Annotated in this window: 12 protein-coding genes and 3 pseudogenes; 9 read left to right on the top strand and 6 right to left on the bottom strand. The window is 71.8% G+C overall.

Going from position 1 to position 17,299, the window contains the following annotated elements; all coding sequences use genetic code 11:
* Positions 1–25: 25 nt before the first annotated feature.
* Positions 26–535: a helix-turn-helix domain-containing protein gene (locus MTP10_RS27535; RefSeq protein WP_310712589.1), complete on the top strand. Its 510-nt coding sequence runs from the start codon at positions 26–28 to the stop codon at positions 533–535.
* A gap of 31 nt (positions 536–566) precedes the next feature.
* On the opposite strand, the gene MTP10_RS27530 is transcribed toward MTP10_RS27535, so the two are convergent.
* Together MTP10_RS27530 and MTP10_RS27525 are read right to left on the bottom strand one after the other, a co-directional pair.
* Positions 567–1,760 carry an MFS transporter gene (locus tag MTP10_RS27530; protein WP_310712588.1) on the bottom strand — a complete coding sequence of 398 codons (1,194 nt, stop codon included), beginning with the start codon at positions 1,758–1,760 and terminating at the stop codon, positions 567–569.
* Between the two features lie 31 nt (positions 1,761–1,791).
* Positions 1,792–2,385 carry a dihydrofolate reductase family protein gene (locus MTP10_RS27525; RefSeq protein ID WP_310712587.1) on the bottom strand — a complete coding sequence of 198 codons (594 nt, stop codon included), beginning with the start codon at positions 2,383–2,385 and terminating at the stop codon, positions 1,792–1,794.
* 82 nt (positions 2,386–2,467) lie between these two features.
* On the opposite strand from MTP10_RS27525, the gene MTP10_RS27520 reads away from it, so the two are divergent.
* Complete coding sequence (locus MTP10_RS27520; protein ID WP_310712586.1) at positions 2,468–3,865, top strand: PLP-dependent aminotransferase family protein; 1,398 nt, start codon at positions 2,468–2,470, stop codon at positions 3,863–3,865.
* A 19-nt stretch (positions 3,866–3,884) separates the two neighbouring features.
* On the opposite strand, the gene MTP10_RS27515 is transcribed toward MTP10_RS27520, so the two are convergent.
* Positions 3,885–4,337 carry an FAD-dependent monooxygenase gene (locus tag MTP10_RS27515; protein WP_310712585.1) on the bottom strand — a complete coding sequence of 151 codons (453 nt, stop codon included), beginning with the start codon at positions 4,335–4,337 and terminating at the stop codon, positions 3,885–3,887.
* A 13-nt stretch (positions 4,338–4,350) separates the two neighbouring features.
* On the opposite strand from MTP10_RS27515, the pseudogene MTP10_RS27510 reads away from it, so the two are divergent.
* Positions 4,351–5,087, top strand: a pseudogene (locus MTP10_RS27510) (hypothetical protein).
* Between the two features lie 227 nt (positions 5,088–5,314).
* On the opposite strand, the gene MTP10_RS27505 reads toward MTP10_RS27510, so the two are convergent.
* Positions 5,315–5,677, bottom strand: a complete 363-nt coding sequence (locus MTP10_RS27505; RefSeq protein WP_310712583.1) for a helix-turn-helix domain-containing protein — start codon at positions 5,675–5,677, stop codon at positions 5,315–5,317.
* Between the two features lie 152 nt (positions 5,678–5,829).
* On the opposite strand from MTP10_RS27505, the gene MTP10_RS27500 reads away from it, so the two are divergent.
* The gene (locus tag MTP10_RS27500) at positions 5,830–7,233 is read left to right on the top strand and encodes a DHA2 family efflux MFS transporter permease subunit (protein WP_310712582.1); all 1,404 of its coding nucleotides are present in this window, start codon (positions 5,830–5,832) and stop codon (positions 7,231–7,233) included.
* Positions 7,234–7,373: 140 nt separating this feature from the next.
* A complete protein-coding gene (locus MTP10_RS27495) occupies positions 7,374–8,210 on the top strand; it encodes an NAD(P)H-binding protein (protein ID WP_310712581.1) in 837 nt (278 codons plus the stop codon).
* Positions 8,211–8,263: 53 nt separating this feature from the next.
* On the opposite strand, the gene MTP10_RS27490 is transcribed toward MTP10_RS27495, so the two are convergent.
* On the bottom strand, positions 8,264–9,247 hold the full coding sequence (locus tag MTP10_RS27490; protein ID WP_310712580.1) for a YafY family protein: 984 nt from the start codon (positions 9,245–9,247) through the stop codon (positions 8,264–8,266).
* Between the two features lie 126 nt (positions 9,248–9,373).
* Here MTP10_RS27490 and MTP10_RS27485 point away from each other — a divergent pair, with 126 nt between their 5' ends.
* From MTP10_RS27485 to MTP10_RS27470, 4 genes and pseudogenes are all read left to right on the top strand, one after another.
* On the top strand, positions 9,374–10,492 hold the full coding sequence (locus MTP10_RS27485; protein WP_310712579.1) for an epoxide hydrolase: 1,119 nt from the start codon (positions 9,374–9,376) through the stop codon (positions 10,490–10,492).
* A gap of 167 nt (positions 10,493–10,659) precedes the next feature.
* Positions 10,660–10,833 (top strand): annotated as a pseudogene (locus MTP10_RS27480) (epoxide hydrolase N-terminal domain-containing protein); the annotation flags it as partial.
* Between the two features lie 82 nt (positions 10,834–10,915).
* Positions 10,916–11,584 carry a hypothetical protein gene (locus MTP10_RS27475; RefSeq protein ID WP_310712578.1) on the top strand — a complete coding sequence of 223 codons (669 nt, stop codon included), beginning with the start codon at positions 10,916–10,918 and terminating at the stop codon, positions 11,582–11,584.
* A 55-nt stretch (positions 11,585–11,639) separates the two neighbouring features.
* Positions 11,640–11,987 (top strand): annotated as a pseudogene (locus MTP10_RS27470) (DNA glycosylase AlkZ-like family protein); the annotation flags it as partial.
* A gap of 278 nt (positions 11,988–12,265) precedes the next feature.
* On the opposite strand, the gene MTP10_RS27465 reads toward MTP10_RS27470, so the two are convergent.
* Entirely contained in the window at positions 12,266–17,059 is a 4,794-nt protein-coding gene (locus MTP10_RS27465) for a HEAT repeat domain-containing protein (protein ID WP_310712577.1), read from the bottom strand.
* Positions 17,060–17,299 lie beyond the last annotated feature (240 nt).

Here is a 17,299-nt window from a genome sequence, read left to right as displayed (position 1 = left end):
CGTCGTCCAGTTCAGGGGGAGTTCGATGCGCGCCGATGCCCGCCGCAACCGGGACAGGATTCTGGAGGCGGCACGTGACGCGGTGGCCGAGCGCGGCACGGACGCGCCGATGGAGCTGATCGCCCGCCGGGCCGGCGTCGGCGTCGGCACGCTCTATCGCCGCTTTCCCGACCGCGGCGCGCTGCTCGCCGCCCTGGCGGAGCAGTATGTCCACGGGCTCATGGACGCCCTCGACAGCGCCGTGGCGGCCGAGCCCGACGCGTGGACGGCCGTTCGCGCCTTCGTCCTCCACAGCGTGGCCGAGAGCCGCGGCGCCATCGCGGCCGCGCTGGCCGGGACCTCCGCGCCGCAGGCCAGGCAGGCGCTGGTGCAGCGACTCGACGAGCTGGTACGGCAGGCGCAGGCGGACGGTGCGATGCGTGCGGATGTCGGCACCGGCGACCTCATGGAGCTGCTCAACGTGTTCGCCTGCCACCCGGGCGTCATCCCGGAGCGCTTCCTGCCCCTCATGCTCGACGGCCTCGACCGGCGCTAGCCTGCCGCCGCGGCAGCCGCCTCCCGTCGGGTCACAGCCTTCCGAGCTCCAGCTTCGACGGTTTGCTGTCCGACAGCCGCAGGCCCGGAGTGAGAGCCGCCGTGACGGCGAGCGACGCCACCGCCATCACCGTCATCGTCACGCCGGCCGGCAGGTACTGCGCGATCAGGCCGGCCAGCGTGGCGCCGATCGCCTGCATCGCTTTCATGCCGGAGGCGTGCAGGCCGAGCGCCTGGCCGCGAACATCCTCGCCGATCAGCGCGATCAGCCGCTCCTGCAACAGCAGCGTGGAGGCGAAGCCGATCGAGGCCACCGCGACCGCGCCGGCTGCCACCGGTGTGCCGAGCGGCAGCGCGAACAGCAGGTACGGCAGCGCGAGCAGGAACCGCAGCGGGGTGACGAACCGCCACCGCGTGTCCGGCGGCAGGAACCGCCCGGCGACCAGGTCGCCGAGCAGCATGCCCAGCGCCGCCGCGACGAACAGCGCGGCCGCCGCGTGCGGCGCGTAGGGCACGAACAGCGCCTCGCAGCCCACCACCAGGCCGTTGGGCACCCACATCGACAGGTAGACGGCCCGGCGGGCCGGTGTGGACAGCAGGTGCCGGTTGACCCGCCAGGTCACCGCGACGGACGGGCGGCTGGCCGCCCGCGGCGGCCGGGAGCCGAGTCCGAACCACAGGACCAGCGCCGCGCCGAAGGCCAGCGCCGCACTGATCGCCAGCGTCGTCCGCGGCGACACCACCGCCAGCAGGACGCCGCCGAGCGCGAAGCCGGCGATCTGCATCGCGCCGACCGAGATGTTGAGGACCGAGCGGCCGAGCACGTACCCGCTCTGCGGCACGATCTCGTTGAGCAGGCCGTACCGGACGCCGCCGCCGACCGAGGTGACCAGGCCCAGCGCCAGGATCACCGCGAACATCGCCCACAGCGGCATGCCCGGCGTGGCCAGGACCAGGCCGGCCACGCCGCCGGCGAGCGCGATCAGCGTCAGCGCCGCACGCGGCCGCACCCGGTCGGCCACGGACAGCAGCATGGTGGCGCCGATCAGCTCGGCGAACGACGGCCCGAACATGCTCAACGCGGCCAGCAGCGGGGAGTCCGTGCGGGCGTACACCAGCGTGGCGAGCGCGAGCCCGTTCAGCGTGGTCGAGGCGACGTGCCCGCACGAGGCCGCGAACAGCGGCGTGAACTCGGGCGTGCGGAACAGCTCCCGGTAGGTCTGCATGGGCGGCGCTCTCCTGATCCTTCGTCCGCCGTCAGTGCGTCGCCCGTGGTGTCCCGGCCGGGATCTTCGCCGTTGTGGTGGGCCGGTACCGTACGTTGACCACCGACATGGGGTCGTCCTCGCCGAGGCGGTGCAGGCGGATCGGCGCGCTGCCGGGGTTGTCGTACAGCCGGATGCCCTCGCCGAGCAGGATCGGCGCGATGTGCAGGTCGATCTCGTCGATGAGGCCCAGCTCCAGCAGCTGACGGCCGATGGTCGGCGAGAACACTTCGAGGTTCTTGCCACCGGCCGCCGCCAGGCCGATCCGTACCGCCTCGGCCGGGCCACAGCTCAGGAACGTGACATCGCCGGCGGGCGTCGCATCGTCGGGGTGGTGCGTGAGCACGAAGATCGGCCCCTGCCAGGCGCCGCCGTACGGACGGCTGTTGTTCACGACGTCCCAGCCGTCCCTGCCCCCCAGCACGGCGCCCGTGGTCTCGATGTACTCCTGGTGCAGGCCCGGACGGACCGCGAACCCGGCCATCCAGTCCATCTCGTGCCCGGGCCCCGCCACGAAACCGTCCAGCGACATCAGGAAGTGCCAGAGCACCTTCCCCCCTGCGCTCTGCGGCTCGGTGTCGTGCATGCGTGGCCTCCTGCGATCAGCGCCCTGGGGTTCGGTGACTCGACCGTACGGGGCCACTGGCACATTGTTAAGGTCCACTTCCATGGCAGTCGAATGGTCCGGTCTCACCCCGGAGATCATGCTGCACCTGGACCGGGGTGTCCGCGGCACCCTCGGGGCGCAGTTGCAGGAGGCACTGCGTACCGCGATCCGGTCCGGACGGCTGGAGGCCGGCGAGCGGCTGCCGTCCTCGCGGAAGCTGGCGGCCGACCTCGGCGTCTCGCGCGGACTGGTCCAGGGCACCTACGAGCAGCTGGCGGCCGAGGGATACCTGACGGCCACGGGCGGTGGCACGACACGGGTCGCCCTGGCCCTGCGGCAGTCGACGGTCGAGCAGGTCACGCTCTCCTCACCGGTCGAGGCGGGCATCGCGTTCGTTCCGGGCCGGCCGGACCTGGGCAGCTTTCCCATGCGGGACTGGCTGTGGGCCTGTGGCGAGGCCGCGCGGACCGCGTCGCGCAACGACATCGGCTACGGCGAGGCGGCCGGCTCACCACGTCTGCGCGAGGTGCTCGCCTCCTACGTCCAGCGGGTCCGCGCCGCGTCGATCAGCGCCCACGACGTCATCGTCTGCAACGGCTTCACCCAGGGCCTGGCACTCACCCTCGACGTCCTGCGCGAACAGGGCACCGAGACCGTGGCCGTCGAGGACCCCGGCCACCCGCAGATGGCCATGCACGTCCGCCGCGCCGGGCTGACCCCGGTGCCGGTGCCCGTCGACGCGCAAGGCGTGCGCGTCGGCGAGCTGCGCCGGACCCCGGCCACAGCCGTCATCCTCACCCCGGCCCATCAGACACCCACCGGCGTCGTGCTCGCCCCCGGCCGACGCCAGGAGCTGCTGCGGTGGGCCGAGGAACGCGACGGCGTCATGATCGAGGACGACTACGACTCGGAGTTCCGCTACGACCGCCGGCCGGTCGGGGCGCTGCAGGGTCTGGCGCCCGACCGGGTGGTGCTGATCGGCTCGGTCAGCAAATCCCTCGGACCGACCCTGCGACTGGGGTGGATCCTCGCGCCGTCGCATCTCGCGCCGGCCATCGCCGAGGAGAAACACCGCAGCGACCGTGGATCACCCGGCCTCGACCAGCTCGCGCTCACACGGCTCATCGAGTCCGGCCGGTACGACGCCCACCTGCGCCGGATGCGCAGAGCGTACGCCGCCAAGCGGGTCGCGCTCGCCGAAGCGCTGCGCCGGCATGCCCCCCACCTGCGGCTGACCGGACTCGACGCCGGCTTCCACGCGGCGACGGCGCTGCCCGTGGGCACGGACGAGGCCGCGGTCATCGCGGCCGCCGGACGGCGTTCGATCCATCTGCACGGCATGCGGCGCTACCGGTTCGATCGCGGCAGCGAACCGCCGGCCGTCGTCTTCGGCTTCGGTGACCTCAGCGAGCACGCCATCCGGTCCGGCATAGCCCGCGTCGCGGACCTCCTGCGCTGAGAGAACCTTTGGCAGAGCCTCAGCCGGTCCACCCGGCTCCTGCGATCTCGCCGCTGTCGTGGCGCTCGAGCAGGGCCTCGGCGCCGTTTTCGAGCATCCGGGCCGCGTCCGCCGCACGGGGAAGCATGGTCTTCTCGTAGGCGCGGATGGCTTCGCCGACCGTGGTGGAGCCGGCCAGCGCGAGGGCAAGCTCGCAGGCGTCGAGCATGGCCAGGTTGGCGCCGACGCCGAGCGGGGGCATGAGGTGGGCGGCGTCGCCGAGCGGGGTCACGGTCGGCGTGTGCTCCCCGGTGTGCGGGACCAGCAGGGCGAACAACGGACGATCGACGTACGGTCCGTCGTTGTCGGTGATCATCTGGAGCATGGGGGGCGACCAGCCGGAGAAGGCGTCGAGCAGCCGGGCGCGGATGCCGGCGGTGTCGTCGACGCGCAGGCCGCTCGCGGTGATCCAGCCGGCGGGCAGGCGCTGCATGATGTAGACCCGGATGTGGTCGCCGCTGTTGCGCTGGGCGAACAGGCCGCGGTCGCCGTCGGCCGCGGTCGCCGTCGGCCGCGGCGGCGCTCCCCTGGCCGACGAGCGCGGCGAGGCCGGGATGCGCGTTCTCGACGTCCTGGAACCAGGCCTCCAGAAAGCTGACCCCGGTGTACCGCGGCGCGGCCGGCGACACCGCCGGGCGGACTCGGGAGAACGCACCGTCGGCGCCGATGACCAGGTCCGTCTCGACGCTCGCGCCGTCGAGGAAGTGCACCCGCCGCGGCCCGCCGCCCTGATGGCCCCCGGAGACGATGGCACCGCGTTACGCCTGCTCTTCGCGGAACTCCTCGACCGCACCGAGAACACGCACATGGTCGCCGCCCTGATGGCGGGCGCCGATGTCCGCCACGACATGGGCGAGGAGCACCCCGCCGCGCCCACCGGCTGGTTCGCGCCGGCCCTTGACCTCACCACCGGCGACGGGCACACGCGGCGGCTCGCCGAGCTCCTGCGCGAGGCCCGCCCCCTGCTTCTCGACCTCACCGGCGGGAACGACCTCGCCGCCGCCGCGGAGCCCTGGACCGGCCGGGTGCACCGCGTGACCGCAACCGCCGACGACCCCCCGGCACCCGCACTGCTCATCCGCCCGACGGCTACGTCGCCTGGGCGGGCGCCGACCCCGACGGCCTGAAGACGGCCCTCACCCGCTGGTTCGGCCGCGATGACGTCAGCGCCAGCGTGGAGTGAGTACTCACTCCGTTGATTGATCGCATGCCAGAGACACCACGTCGGCGCCGCGCGCCGGGCATGAGCCCAGAACGACGCAGGGCATGATCCGCATGCAGGCGGTGCTGGCCGGCATATCCCCGCCGCCACCGTCTTACACGCTGCCAGGCCCAAGCCCGCGCTGCTGATGGCCGGAAGCCCGCCCTTCCTCACCTTCGACCAGCGACACCCCGACGCGTGCGGCGGAGTCAGGCCGCGGACGTCGGGAAGCGGCCTCGCAGCGGAGCGCTGTCCGGTGACTCGGCCGCGCCGAGGCGCATGATCGGCTCCAGCAGGCCCGGGAAGCGCTCGCTCATGTCGGCTTCGCGCGGCTGGATCCGCCGGTGGCGGCCCTCGACGGTCATGCTGATCAGCCCGGCCTCGCGCAGGATCCGCCAGTGATTGGACAGCGTCGACACCGGCACCTCCAGACCGTCGGCGAGAACGGCACAGGTCAACCCGGGAGTGGCCCAGGCCCGCCGCACCAGCTCCAGGCGAACCGGATCACTGAGCGCGTGCAGCACCGGCGCGAGGGTCAATGACTCGCGCGCCGGCTCGGGTAGCGGTCGCATGCCTCCACACTACCCGATGCTTCGATAGTTCGGGATTATGGAACTATGGTGGAGAGAGCATCCGCATCGTGAGAGGGACCACGTTGACCGCACACGAAAGCACGACCACGGCCGGATCGCCGGAGGCCGGAGGCATTCGATCGAACCGGGCGGTGTTGCTCACAGTGACCTGCCTGGGCCAGTTCATGGTGCTGCTCGACAGCACGATCGTCGGCGCGGCGCTGCCCGACATGCAGCAGCGGCTCCACACCGGGCTGACCGGTCTGCAGTGGATCGTCGACGCCTACGTGCTGCTGGTGGCCATGCTGCTGCTGTCCGGCGGCGTCTTCGCCGACCGGTTCGGCCGCAAGCGGGTGTTCCTGGCCGGCGTCGTGGTGTTCACCTTCGCGTCCGTGCTCTGCTCCGTCGCCCCCTCCATCGGCTGGCTGATCACCGGACGGGTGGTGCAGGGCATCGGAGCCGCGGCGCTGAGCCCAGCCTCGCTGGCCCTGCTCGCCGCCGCCTATCCCCTCGCGCAGGAACGAGTCAAGGCGATCGGGCTGTGGGCCGGGTTCAGCGGCATCGGCCTGGCCGCCGGACCGCTGGCCGGCGGCATCCTGGTCGACGCCTTCGGCTGGCCCGCCATCTTCCTCGTCAACGTGCCCATCGGCGCGGTGCTGCTGCTGGCCGGGCTGCGCGTCCTGGGCGAGTCCCGCAACCCGGGCGCGCCGGCGATCGACATCCCGGGGACGGTCCTGTCCGTCGCGGGTGTGGGAGCGCTGACCTATGGGCTGATCGAGGGCGGTTCCCGCGGCTGGACCTCACCGGTGATCCTGGGCAGCTTCGCCGCCGCGGCGGTGATCCTCGCCGTCTTCGTCGTCGTCGAAGGACGCGGTTCGACACCGATGCTGCCACTGCGACTGTTCCGTCAGCGGCTGTTCACAGTGTCCAACACCGCGATGGTCGTGGTCGGGTTCGCCCTCATGGGGTCGTCGTTCTTCTTCTCCCAGTTCTTCGTCTACGTGCAGGGCAGCTCCATTCTGCGCGCCGGCCTGCAGACCCTGCCCGCCTCCCTCGCCATGGTGATCGTCAGCCCGTTCGCGGGCCGCTTCGCCGCCAGGTACGGGTTCCGCGTCGTCGTCAGCATCGGCCTGGCGCTGGCCGGGCTGGGGCTGCTGGCGCTGGGCCTCGTCCACGCCGACACCGGCTACGGGAACGTGTGGTGGCGGCTGGCGGTCGTCGGCATCGGGTTCGCTCTGACCATGTCCCCGCTGACCGGCGCCTCCATCCAGGCGGTCAGCCCGCAGGAGGGCGGCCTCGCCTCGGGCGTCAGCAGCACCACCCGGCAGATCGGCGCGGTGCTCGGCGTGGCGGTGCTCGGAGCGATCGTCCACACGCGGGAGTCCGGCGGCGCCTCCTTCGAGGCCGGCCTCAACAGCGCCTTCCTCGCGGCGGGTGCCGTCACCTTGGTCAGCGCCGTGTTCACCGGCCTGTGGCTGGTGAGGTCCAAGCCGGCGCAGGGCTCCACGCCGCAGGCCCGATCCACCGACTCACCCACGGTCACGACGCCCTCCTGACATCGCCCGCCCCACAGCCCCGCCGAGAAAATACGCGACGTCATGGATCAACGAGGACCGGAACTGTCCTGCTTGGCTGACAGAGTTCTCAGCACGGCAGCGGACATCCGGTCCGGGCCCGAACACCTTGTGGAGTGAGCATGTTCCTGGTCACCGGCGCCACCGGCAACGTCGGACGCATCGTCGTCGAGCGGCTCCTCGCCCGTGGAGAGAAGGTGCGGGCGCTGGTGCGGGACCCGCAGCGGGCCAACCTGCCGGAGGGCGTCGAGGTGGTGGAGGGCGACCTGTCCCGCCCGGACACCCTCGCCGCGGCACTCGACGGTGTCACCGGCGCGTTCCTGTACGCGGTGCCCGGCAGCGGGCCGGCCTTCGCCCAGGCGGCCGGGCGGGCCGGGGTCGAACGCATCGTCCTGCTGTCGTCCAACGGGGTCGACGACACCGCCACCGAGCAGGCCAACCCGATCGCGGCCTACCACGCCGAGATCGAGCAGGCGCTGCGCGCCGCCGAGCCGGCCTGGACGTTCCTGCGCTCGGCGCACATGGCCACCAACGCCCTGCCGTGGGCGGGCCAGATCCGCGCCGGCGACGTCGTCCGCGCCCCCTACGCCGGCGCCACCAGCGCACCCGTCCACGAGGCCGACCTCGCCGATGTCGCCGTCGTCGCGCTGACGCAGGACGGCCACGCCGGCCAGGTCTACCCCCTCAGCGGCCCGCAGTCCCTCACCGCCGCCGAGCAGGTCGCCCTGATCGGCCAGGCGCTCGGCCGCCCGCTGGCCTACCACGAGCTGACCCCCGAGGTCGCCCGCGAGCAGATGAGCCGCTTCATGCCGCCGTTCGTCCTGAACACCCTGTTCGAGCAGTGGGAGCAGTCGGTCGGCCATCCCGCGCCGGTGTACGACACCGTCGAGCGGCTCACCGGCCGCCCCGCCCGCACCTTCGCCCAGTGGGCCGCCGACCGCGCCGCCGACTTCTCCTGAAGCAGGCCGGCCGTTTCCCGGCCGATCAGCGTCCGCCTGGCGGGGCCCGCCGGTCATCCGGCCGGCGGGCCGCCCTCGCCCGGCGTGCCGAGCGCATGGCCGATGCGCGCGTGCAACGTCGTGAAATGCTCGACGAGCTCGGCCGGCTCGTGGACGGTGAAGTCGAAGCCGAGCAGGGTCACATGCAGGGCGAGCCCATCCAGGGAGTTGGAGCCGGCCCGCAAGGTGCAGGTGCGCTCATCGACGGCTTCGACCACCCCGGCGTCGGCCGGCACCCGCTCGGCCACCTGCGCCGCCGGGGCGAACATCGTGAACCGCGCCTGGTAGCGATACCGGTCGACACCCACCGCCCAGGACGCGTACCCGCCGATGTCGCCCGCCGGCGGCTCGCGCGGCGTGAACCGCGGGCCGGACGGGACCTTCGGCTGCAGCCGGTCGACCCGGAAGGTCCGCCAGCCGTCCCGGTCGAGGTCGTAGGCCACCAGGTACCAGCGGCGCCCGGCATGGACGAGCTTGTGCGGCTCCACCGTACGGGTGCTGTCGGTGCCGTCGTGGCCGCGGTAGTCCATACGCAGCCGCTGATGGCCGCGGCAGGCCGCGGCGATCGTGGTCAGCACCTCCGCCGAGACCACCGCAGCCGGCCGATGCTGCGCCACGGTGGCCCCGTCCAACGCCGAGACCCGGGAGCGCAGCCGCGGAGGCAGAATCTGTTCCAGTTTCGCCAGGGCCCGCACCGACGTCTCCTCGATCCCCGCCACCGTCCCGTTCGCCGCCGTCCGCAACCCCACCGCGACCGCCACGGCCTCCTCGTCGTCGAGCAACAGCGGCGGCATGGCCGCCCCGGCGCCCAGCCGGTACCCGCCGATGTTCCCGATCGTGGCGTGCACCGGGTAACCGAGTTCACGTAGCCGATCGACGTCACGGCGCACGGTGCGCACCGTCACCCCCAGCCGGTCGGCCAGCTGCGGACCGGACCAGTCCCGATGCTGCTGCAACAACGACAACAACCGAAGCAACCGCGCAGACGTTTCAAGCACCCCTGCATTGTGCCCGGCAACGAGGACCGCACCTGACCTCCTTGGCCGGCACCATCGTCTCCCAGGGCACCCACCGAACCCCCGCGCGAGGCCGAACACCTCGCGTCGACCCCCAGGAGCCATCTCTTGAACAGCGAGATCAAGCCGTTCCGCGTCGACATCCCCCAAGCCGACCTGGACGACCTGCGGCGACGCCTGACCGCCGTCCGCTGGCCCAGCCAGATCCCGGACACCGGCTGGAGCCGCGGCGTGCCGCTGACGTACCTGAAGGAACTGACCGAATACTGGACCACGACGTACGACTGGCGCGCGACCGAGAAGCGGATCAACCACCACCCCCAGTTCACCACCGAGATCGACGGACTGGACATCCACTTCCTGCACATCCGCTCGCGCCACGAGCAGGCGTTCCCCCTGATCCTCGCGCACGGCTGGCCCGGCTCCTTCGCGGAGTTCCTGGAGGTGATCGAGCCGCTGACCAACCCCGACGACCCGGCCGACGCCTTCCACCTCGTGATCCCCTCACACCCGAACTTCGCCTTCACCGGCCCGGCCACGACGGGCTGGGACTCCCGTCGCATCGCAGGCGCCTACGCCCAGCTGATGGCCCGGCTCGGCTACGACCGGTACGGGGCGCAAGGCGGCGACTTCGGCGCGTTCATCGCCCCCGACCTCGGGCGCGTGGACCCCGAACACGTCGCCGGCGTGCACGTCAACGCCGCCACCGCCGGATTCATCCCGTTCGGCGGCGTGCCCGAGGGCACGGAGCTCACCGACGCCGAACAGGCCCGGCTCGACCGGATGAACCGGTTCCTCTCCGACGGCAACGCCTACTTCCAGATCCAGGCGACGCGTCCGCACACGCTCGGTTTCGGCCTCGCCGACTCCCCCGTCGGTCAGCTCGCCTGGATCGGCGAGAAGTTCCACGACTGGGCCCACCCGGCCGGCTCCATCGGACCGGACGCCGTCATCACCCACGCGATGATCTACTGGCTGACCAACACCGGCGCCTCCTCGGCGCAGATGTACTACGAATCCCTGCACACCCGCACTTGGCCCACGCCCTCACAGGTGCCCACCGGCGTGGCCAACTTCGCCGAGGACATCGCGATCCGCCGCTTCGCCGAACCTCTCAACACCATCACCCACTGGGCCGAGTACGACCGCGGCGGGCACTTCGCGGCGCTCGAGGTCCCCGATCTGTTCACCGCCGAAGTACGCACCTTCTTCCGCACCGTCCGCTGAACATCCGACCGGGAGCCCCTGCGCAGCCGTACCCGCGACGTCAGAGACGGTTCGGAGGAGATCCGTACGCGGTCACCTCCGAACCGGAGCTCTGAGTGGTGACCTCGGCATGCCCGTCCGGAAATCGCGGAACGCTCCTTGCCGCAATACCTCCTACCGTGATCACCATGACCGCGATCGAACCTTTCAGCATCGCCATCCCCACGACCCACCTCGACGACCTGCGGCGGCAGCTCACCGAGGCCCGATGGCCGGACGAGCCGCGCGGCGCCGCCTCCGGCCGCGGTGTCCCACTCGCCGACCTGCGCGCCCTCGCCGAGCACTGGCGTGACCGATTCGACTGGCGGGCGCAGGAGGCGCGGCTCAACACCTTCCCCCAGTACGTGACCGACCTCGACGGCCGAATCCTCGCTGGCCGAGCTGATGACCAGGCTCGGCTACGAGCGGTTCGCCGCGCACGGCGGCGACGTCGGCGCCGGGATCACCGGGATGCTGCCGATGGCCGCCCCGGGACGCGTGATCGCCACGCACATCAACGGCCCCGGCCCCTACCCGTTCGGACCCCCGGTGGACCAGCGGGGGCTGAACGAGGCCGACGCCGCGCGGGCCGCACGGTTCAACCAGTTCCAGCGCGACGGGCTCGGCTACCTGCACCTGATGTCCACCCGGCCCGCCACACTCGCCTACGCGCTGACCGACTCGCCGATCGCGCAGCTCGCGTGGATCACCGAGAAGTTCACCGAGTGGAGCGACGTGCCCGTGCACGTGGACGACCTGGTGACCACCGTGAGCCTGTACTGGTTCACCCGCTCGGGCGCGTCCTCGGCGCACTTCACCTACGAGGGCATACAGGCCTTCCGCACGTTCGCCGAGCACGCGAACACAGACCCGGGCGCGGCAACACTCGCGCCGGGCGGCGTGCCGACGGGGGTGGCGGTGTTCGCGACCGACCACTCGATCCGCTCGCTCGTCGATCCCGCGACGACAGCGGCACGCTGGACGGAGTTCGGCCGCGGAGGGCACTTCCCCGCGCTGGAGGTGCCGGAACTGCTCGCCCAGGACCTCCGGGAGTTCCTGCGTGCGTATCGATGATCGCACGCTGAACCGGGTGACGCTGGAGCGGCAACTCCTGCTGCGACGCTCGCCGATGCCGCCCCTGGAGGCGATCGGCCGGCTCGTCGGATTACAGGCCCAGACGAGCAACGCCCCCTACCTCGGCCTGTGGACGCGGCTCGCCGGCTTCGCCCAGGCCGATCTGACCGACCGCCTCACCGACCGGTCCCTCGTACGGGCCTCCCTGCTGCGCGGGACGCAGCACCTGGTGCGCGCCGACGACTACTGGTGGCTGCGTCGGCTGATCGGACCCCCCCTGGCCCGCGGCCGCCAGGCCGCCTTCGGCAGACAGACAGCCGGCCTGGACCTGGCCGAGCTGGCGTCGGCGGCCACCGAGCTGCTGACCGGCCGAACACTGACCCGTCCTCAACTGGGCGCGGCGCTGGTACGCCGCCGCAGCAGGATCATGTCCGGCGACGTGCGCCGGCGGGTGTGCCTCGGCGCGATGGTGGCCGCCACCGTGCTCATCGGCGGCACCGTCAAAGGCACCTGGAAACTGGCCCTGAGCGACCGGCGGGCGACCCTGACCGTGTTCGAGCGGCTGCCGCGCACCGATCACGCGCGCACCGAGGCGGAGGGGGGCGCCGCTCCTCGACTTCGCGGCCGGGGACGCGCCCCGGCGAGACCTGGTCTGGGCCTGAGTCGCCCCCAACACCTCGATCACCCAGCGGCGCCCGTAGACACGATCCTCTCCAGCACAGAGGTGAACAGGTGCCGTCTGTCCGGACGCGCCCTCCCCGCGGCATACCTGAGCGCAGGGATCACCGGCGCGCCCACAAGGACGAGCCCGTCGCAGGCAGCCCTTCGGACCGCGGGATGGGAGTGCGTGAGCAAGCCGACCAACGCGGGAATGGCCGGCTCCCACGCCGCGTGACACAAGATCCTGACCGCCGAACGCACGATGTCGGGTTGCCGATCGTCCAGCAGCAGCGAAGTCCGCTCCAGATAGTCCCCGCGACTCATCACCTTGCGGGAGATCCGGTGGGCATGCAGCCGCACCCTCGCCTCGGGATGGCCAAGCGACTCGACGAGCAACTCCTCGAACTCCAGATCCCGCGACTCGGCACCGCGACCCGCCCGCCGGTCCCCGTCGTGCCGGCGCAGCCGAGCAGGGTCATCGTCGTAACACTCGGCGAGCAGCGTCAACGCCCGACGGATCTGCTCAGGACCGCCCGTACGGGCCAGGCGGAGCAGCTCCGCCCGGGGCGGCCGTTGCTCCCGCGCGGCCACCTGCGGGACACCCGTTCGGCTACGCAGCGCCGAGAGAACAGCGGAATCCTGCCGGGCCGCATCGGGATGACGCAGCGGCCCTTCCACCAGCACGACCCTGTCCGCGAGGTCATCACGTCCTTCTTCGCGCAGCCGCCGGCGCACCCGCACCAACGCCGGCGTACGCAGCAGCGCGACACCGGAGACGAGATCGAGCAACCCCAACGCCCCGGCTTCGAGGCGACTGGACAGGACCTCGGCCAGGACATCAGGCTCCGCCCCACGCAACGCCCGCTCGGCCGACGCGCGCAGGGCCGGCCCACCACGCTCCCACCATGACAACAGCAGGGGAACGAGCCGCTCCACGTCCGGCGGGTCCAGAAGGGCGGCGACCCGGGCGATCCGCTCGCGAACCGCGTCGCCACCCGAGCCGAGCCCGCCCGCCTCACGCAGCTCGGTCTCACCCATGAGGGTCAAGGCATGCGCGAGATCCGGGGTGACGGCCAGATCGACCCGGCCATGGACGAAGGCACGCAGCACCGTGAGCCGGAACCCGGGTTCGGGCCAGGCCAGCAACACCCGAGCCGCGGCAACGCGCCGATCCCGCGCGGGATCGTCGAGCATCTCCAACAGCCGCTCACGCAGAGCCGCCGAGCGGAGCCCGTCCCGATCAGCAGGACGAGGGACACCGACGCCCGACCCGAACCGGCGGGCGCCCTCCGAGATCGTCCACGGCGGCGCGTCGAACGGCTGCAGCTCGATCATCCAGTCCAGCAGGACGTCTCGCACCCCCGTGCCGGCCGCCGCGAAGAGACCGATCAGTGCGCCGAGCCGATCACGCGAACCCACAGAGCCCGACAAGTCGAAACCGTCCATCGACCGGTCCGCGAGACGAAACCGCCGAAGGGCGTCCGGCGTGCGTGCGGCCACAGCCAGGGCCGCACGCCATCGGCGTACGGCGGGACCCTCATCCACCTCACCGCTGCCACTCGATGCGACGCCCCCCGACGCGACGCCGGCGACCGGCCGCGGCAGCCCGAACGCCTCCCACAGCACCTCTTCCTCAGCCAGCCACGCGTTCGCACCCGCGCGAGCGGCAGCCAACGCCCGCCCAAGATCGGTACGGGTCAGCACCGCGCCGCATCGGCGCAACAACACCAGCATCGACCGGCTCCCCGCTGCCCCCGCCGGCAGCGCGCGAATCCGCGCGACGATGTCGAACCTCTCCATGCAGGACAAGTCAGCGAAAGACGGCCGCGCGACCATGTCTTCAAGCAGCGCCAGCAGACGACCGCGATGAGCATCACCGACGACGGCCAACCCTGCGACCAGCGTCCGCGCCGACCGCACCAAGACCTCCATCTCGCCGGCCGTCCACGGCGGCGGGCAGAGCGCCAAAACGAACCGCAGGACGCCACCACGACGTTCTGCCCCTCCCGCGGCCAGCTCCAGCCAGCGTGCCAGCATCGGCCGCAGCCCGCCCAGCCCACGCGCGGCCGGCCCGTCAGGGTCACGCTCATACCCCTCCACCAGGCGCCATGCGATCTCGGCGTCCCAACCACGACCCGCCAGGGCGACGACATCGGCATCCGGCAGAGCAGCCATCGGAGCGGCCGGCGGCGAGACACCGCGCGCTGCCATCCGCTCCGCCAACTCCGCAGCCGTACCCGAACCAAGGGCGAGCCGGCCCGCCGCGACGAGACGGATCAAGCCCGCCCCGGCCGACGACCCCTGGTCGGCAAGCGCGCCGACCGCACGCGCGGACAACTCCCCATCCAGACCCCCCAGCAGCAGGTCACGGGTACGGTCATCCACAGCGCCGTCAGCCGCAGCGACGACAGTCGCGGCATAGGCGTCACCGAGGATCGCCCGCAACGCCTCGACCAGCGCCGCCCGCAGGCCCGGATTGTCATGCCGGCCGAGCCAGAACAACAACTTCGGCACGGCCACCGGGGCACCGGCACGAACCAGCACAGTCGCCGCCGCCTTCTTCACGTTCATGTTGGGATGGTCAAGACACGCCGCGACCGCCGCGGCCGCCCAGCACGCGCGCGCATGCCCGAGCGCGAGCAGCGCCTGCCGTACCGTCTGCACATCCGGGGCGGTCGTGAGCGGGATCAAGCTCGCCGACAACGCCTGCGCGTCCTCACCGTCGGGATCGCGGGCAAGCAGCGCGATGACATGCTTGCGAACATGACGGTCACGATGGCGCAGCAGCCCATGCACTCGTGACCGGATTCCACGATGAGACGTCCGCAGCAGCAGCCGGAGCAGAATCATCTGCTCAGCCGCCGTGAGCGCCGGACGGTCCAGCAGATCCAGCGCGATACCCGCCACCAGCGCGTCGCCGGCCTCCCGCGCGTCCGCGACGTCCAGAAGACAGCGCGGCCGAACCTTCCCCCTGTCGTGAAGACGACCACCAAGATCAGCAACAGCCGCGACGACCTCCGACGGCACCTCCGGTTCGCCGCCACCGCCGGACGCCCCCGGCGCCCAGGAGCCCGCGAGATCCGACACGACCCGCAACAGCAGGTCAGCGATGGCGGGCACCGTCGCCGAACCGCCATTTCGCGCCAGCCTGCACAGAGCAGCCACAGGCTCGTCCCGGTCCAAAGCCGCCCGGAGCAACGCCAACTCCCGCTCGTCCGGACCACCCAGATCGACAGCGATCCGACCAGGCACATCCCGCGGATCCAGCCGCACCAAGATCGACTGCCGCCCGTCAAGGTCCTCGGTGAGATGCCACAGCACCTCCAAAGCCCGGCGGCGCACCGGCCGCAGATACGACACCACACCGCCCGCGACGTCTGCGCCCTCCGGCGCCTCCAGACCCAGCCCGGCCCGCAGCACCGAAACCGTCCGGGCACCGCCCACGGCTTCAAGAGCCTCCAGCGCCGCCGCGGATGACCGTGGCAACACGGCGAGGACAGCCTCCTCACCCGCCGTGTGGCGCAGCGCACGAATCGCCCCCAGGAACGGCCGCGGATCCGGCACGACACGCAGCAGGCCGGCGACCCTCTCCCCCACCGGCAGATCCCCCGCCCCCTGAGCAGCCAAAGCGACCAGAAGCTCCAGCCGCCGCGGCCAGTGCGGATCGTCCACGGCCGCATTGGTCAGCTCCTGCAGCAACTCTCGCCGGCACGTGAACAAGACAGTGGCCACCTCACCCGCAGGCACCGAGTGGTCGGCGAGCGCCAGACGCACGATCGCCGGCACGTCCTCACCCGCTGGGAAATGCCCACGCCGGTGCAGGCCACGCAGGCACCGCACGGCCGGCCCGGCGAGCATGAGCGGGTCGACCGCCGCGATGCCCACGAGGTCGCGGACGTCATCGCGGCTCGCAAGGTCGCCAAGCAGCTCCAGCGCACGCCCCCGCAGCCCCGAAGGCCGATCCCGGTCGGCGACCACGTCGCGCAGCACGCCCTGATGCCCGTGACGCGCCGCGGCATCGATCACCGCCTCGGCCACCGCGCAGACGGCAGAACCAGACTCGATGTCGAGGAGCCGATACAGAAGCTCTTGCGGCAACGGATCCAACGCGGCCCACGGCTCAGACAGCTCACGCAGCGCGGCCGCGGCAAGGCAGGCCCCGGCAGCGTCCGCACCGGGCTCACCGCCCGGTTCCCTGACAACCGATCCGACCAGCCCCACCACGAGCCGCCGGGCCCGCGCCGGTGCCAGCAGACCGGCGTGTACGGCCTCGCGCGTGATCCGCAGAGCCTCCGACCACAACACAAGATCCTGCCGGTCCGACAACTCCCGGACGAAACCCTCTGGTTCCTCCACATCGACCGCGCCGATCCCGCGGACGGCCTGGTACAGCAGCTCACCCACGGGTTCGTTGCGCAGGATCTCAGGCCGGTCAGTGATCTCGGCACGCAGCCAGGCGATGTGAACCCGGGCCGGCACATCCGCCGCGCGCCACTGCGGCCAGGGCCGGGGACGGACGTGGGCCCGAAGCCGGAGATAAAGGTGAGCCAGAGCCAGCGCCGCCTCCGGCGGACCCTCCAGCGAGCCCGGCAACGCCGCCGCGAATGCGGCCTGCTCGCAACGGTCTTCAGCTCCCCTCGCGTCAAGGCGTTCGGCAAGGCCGACCAGGCCCAGTCCCCGCAGTCGTGGGTCTTCATGCCTGATGAGAAGCCGCAGGGTGGCCGGCGGACAGCTCAACGGATCAAGGCCGGCAGAAAGCACATCCACGTCACCGCGGCGTATGGCGGTAAGGACCGCATCGTCGACCGACGTCATGCGCTATCAACTCCAGCCGGACCAGCGAATACCGCCAAGCGTAGCGAAACGCTCGCCACGCCCGACCCGGACGGGACGCGCTTGCCGACGGGTCGACTTGGCGCCCCGTCGTCCCATGGCCGCGCGCTGCTGCGACCGACGACAGGCGGCATCTTGGTTGTCGTCGGACGTACGGGCGAAGCCCGTCCCTTTTGCGGTGTTTTGGGGTTTTTCTCGAGCCCGACGCCTTTACATTGTAGA

This window comes from Nonomuraea sp. 3-1Str, assembly GCF_031570565.1.
Taxonomy (GTDB): Bacteria; Actinomycetota; Actinomycetes; order Streptosporangiales; family Streptosporangiaceae; genus Nonomuraea.
Note: the sequence above shows the minus strand (reverse complement) of the source record. Positions and strands in the feature narration are given on the sequence as shown.

What these genes read in the sequence shown, in the direction of transcription:
- MTP10_RS27535 (WP_310712589.1), top strand. Translation starts at nt 26, where the DNA reads ATGCGCGCCGATGCCCGCCGCAACCGGGACAGGATTCTGGAGGCGGCA.
- MTP10_RS27530 (WP_310712588.1), bottom strand. Translation starts at nt 1,760, where the DNA reads ATGCAGACCTACCGGGAGCTGTTCCGCACGCCCGAGTTCACGCCGCTG.
- MTP10_RS27525 (WP_310712587.1), bottom strand. Translation starts at nt 2,385, where the DNA reads ATGCACGACACCGAGCCGCAGAGCGCAGGGGGGAAGGTGCTCTGGCAC.
- MTP10_RS27520 (WP_310712586.1), top strand. Translation starts at nt 2,468, where the DNA reads ATGGCAGTCGAATGGTCCGGTCTCACCCCGGAGATCATGCTGCACCTG.
- MTP10_RS27515 (WP_310712585.1), bottom strand. Translation starts at nt 4,337, where the DNA reads ATGCAGCGCCTGCCCGCCGGCTGGATCACCGCGAGCGGCCTGCGCGTC.
- MTP10_RS27505 (WP_310712583.1), bottom strand. Translation starts at nt 5,677, where the DNA reads ATGCGACCGCTACCCGAGCCGGCGCGCGAGTCATTGACCCTCGCGCCG.
- MTP10_RS27495 (WP_310712581.1), top strand. Translation starts at nt 7,374, where the DNA reads ATGTTCCTGGTCACCGGCGCCACCGGCAACGTCGGACGCATCGTCGTC.
- MTP10_RS27475 (WP_310712578.1), top strand. Translation starts at nt 10,916, where the DNA reads ATGACCAGGCTCGGCTACGAGCGGTTCGCCGCGCACGGCGGCGACGTC.
- MTP10_RS27465 (WP_310712577.1), bottom strand. Translation starts at nt 17,059, where the DNA reads ATGACGTCGGTCGACGATGCGGTCCTTACCGCCATACGCCGCGGTGAC.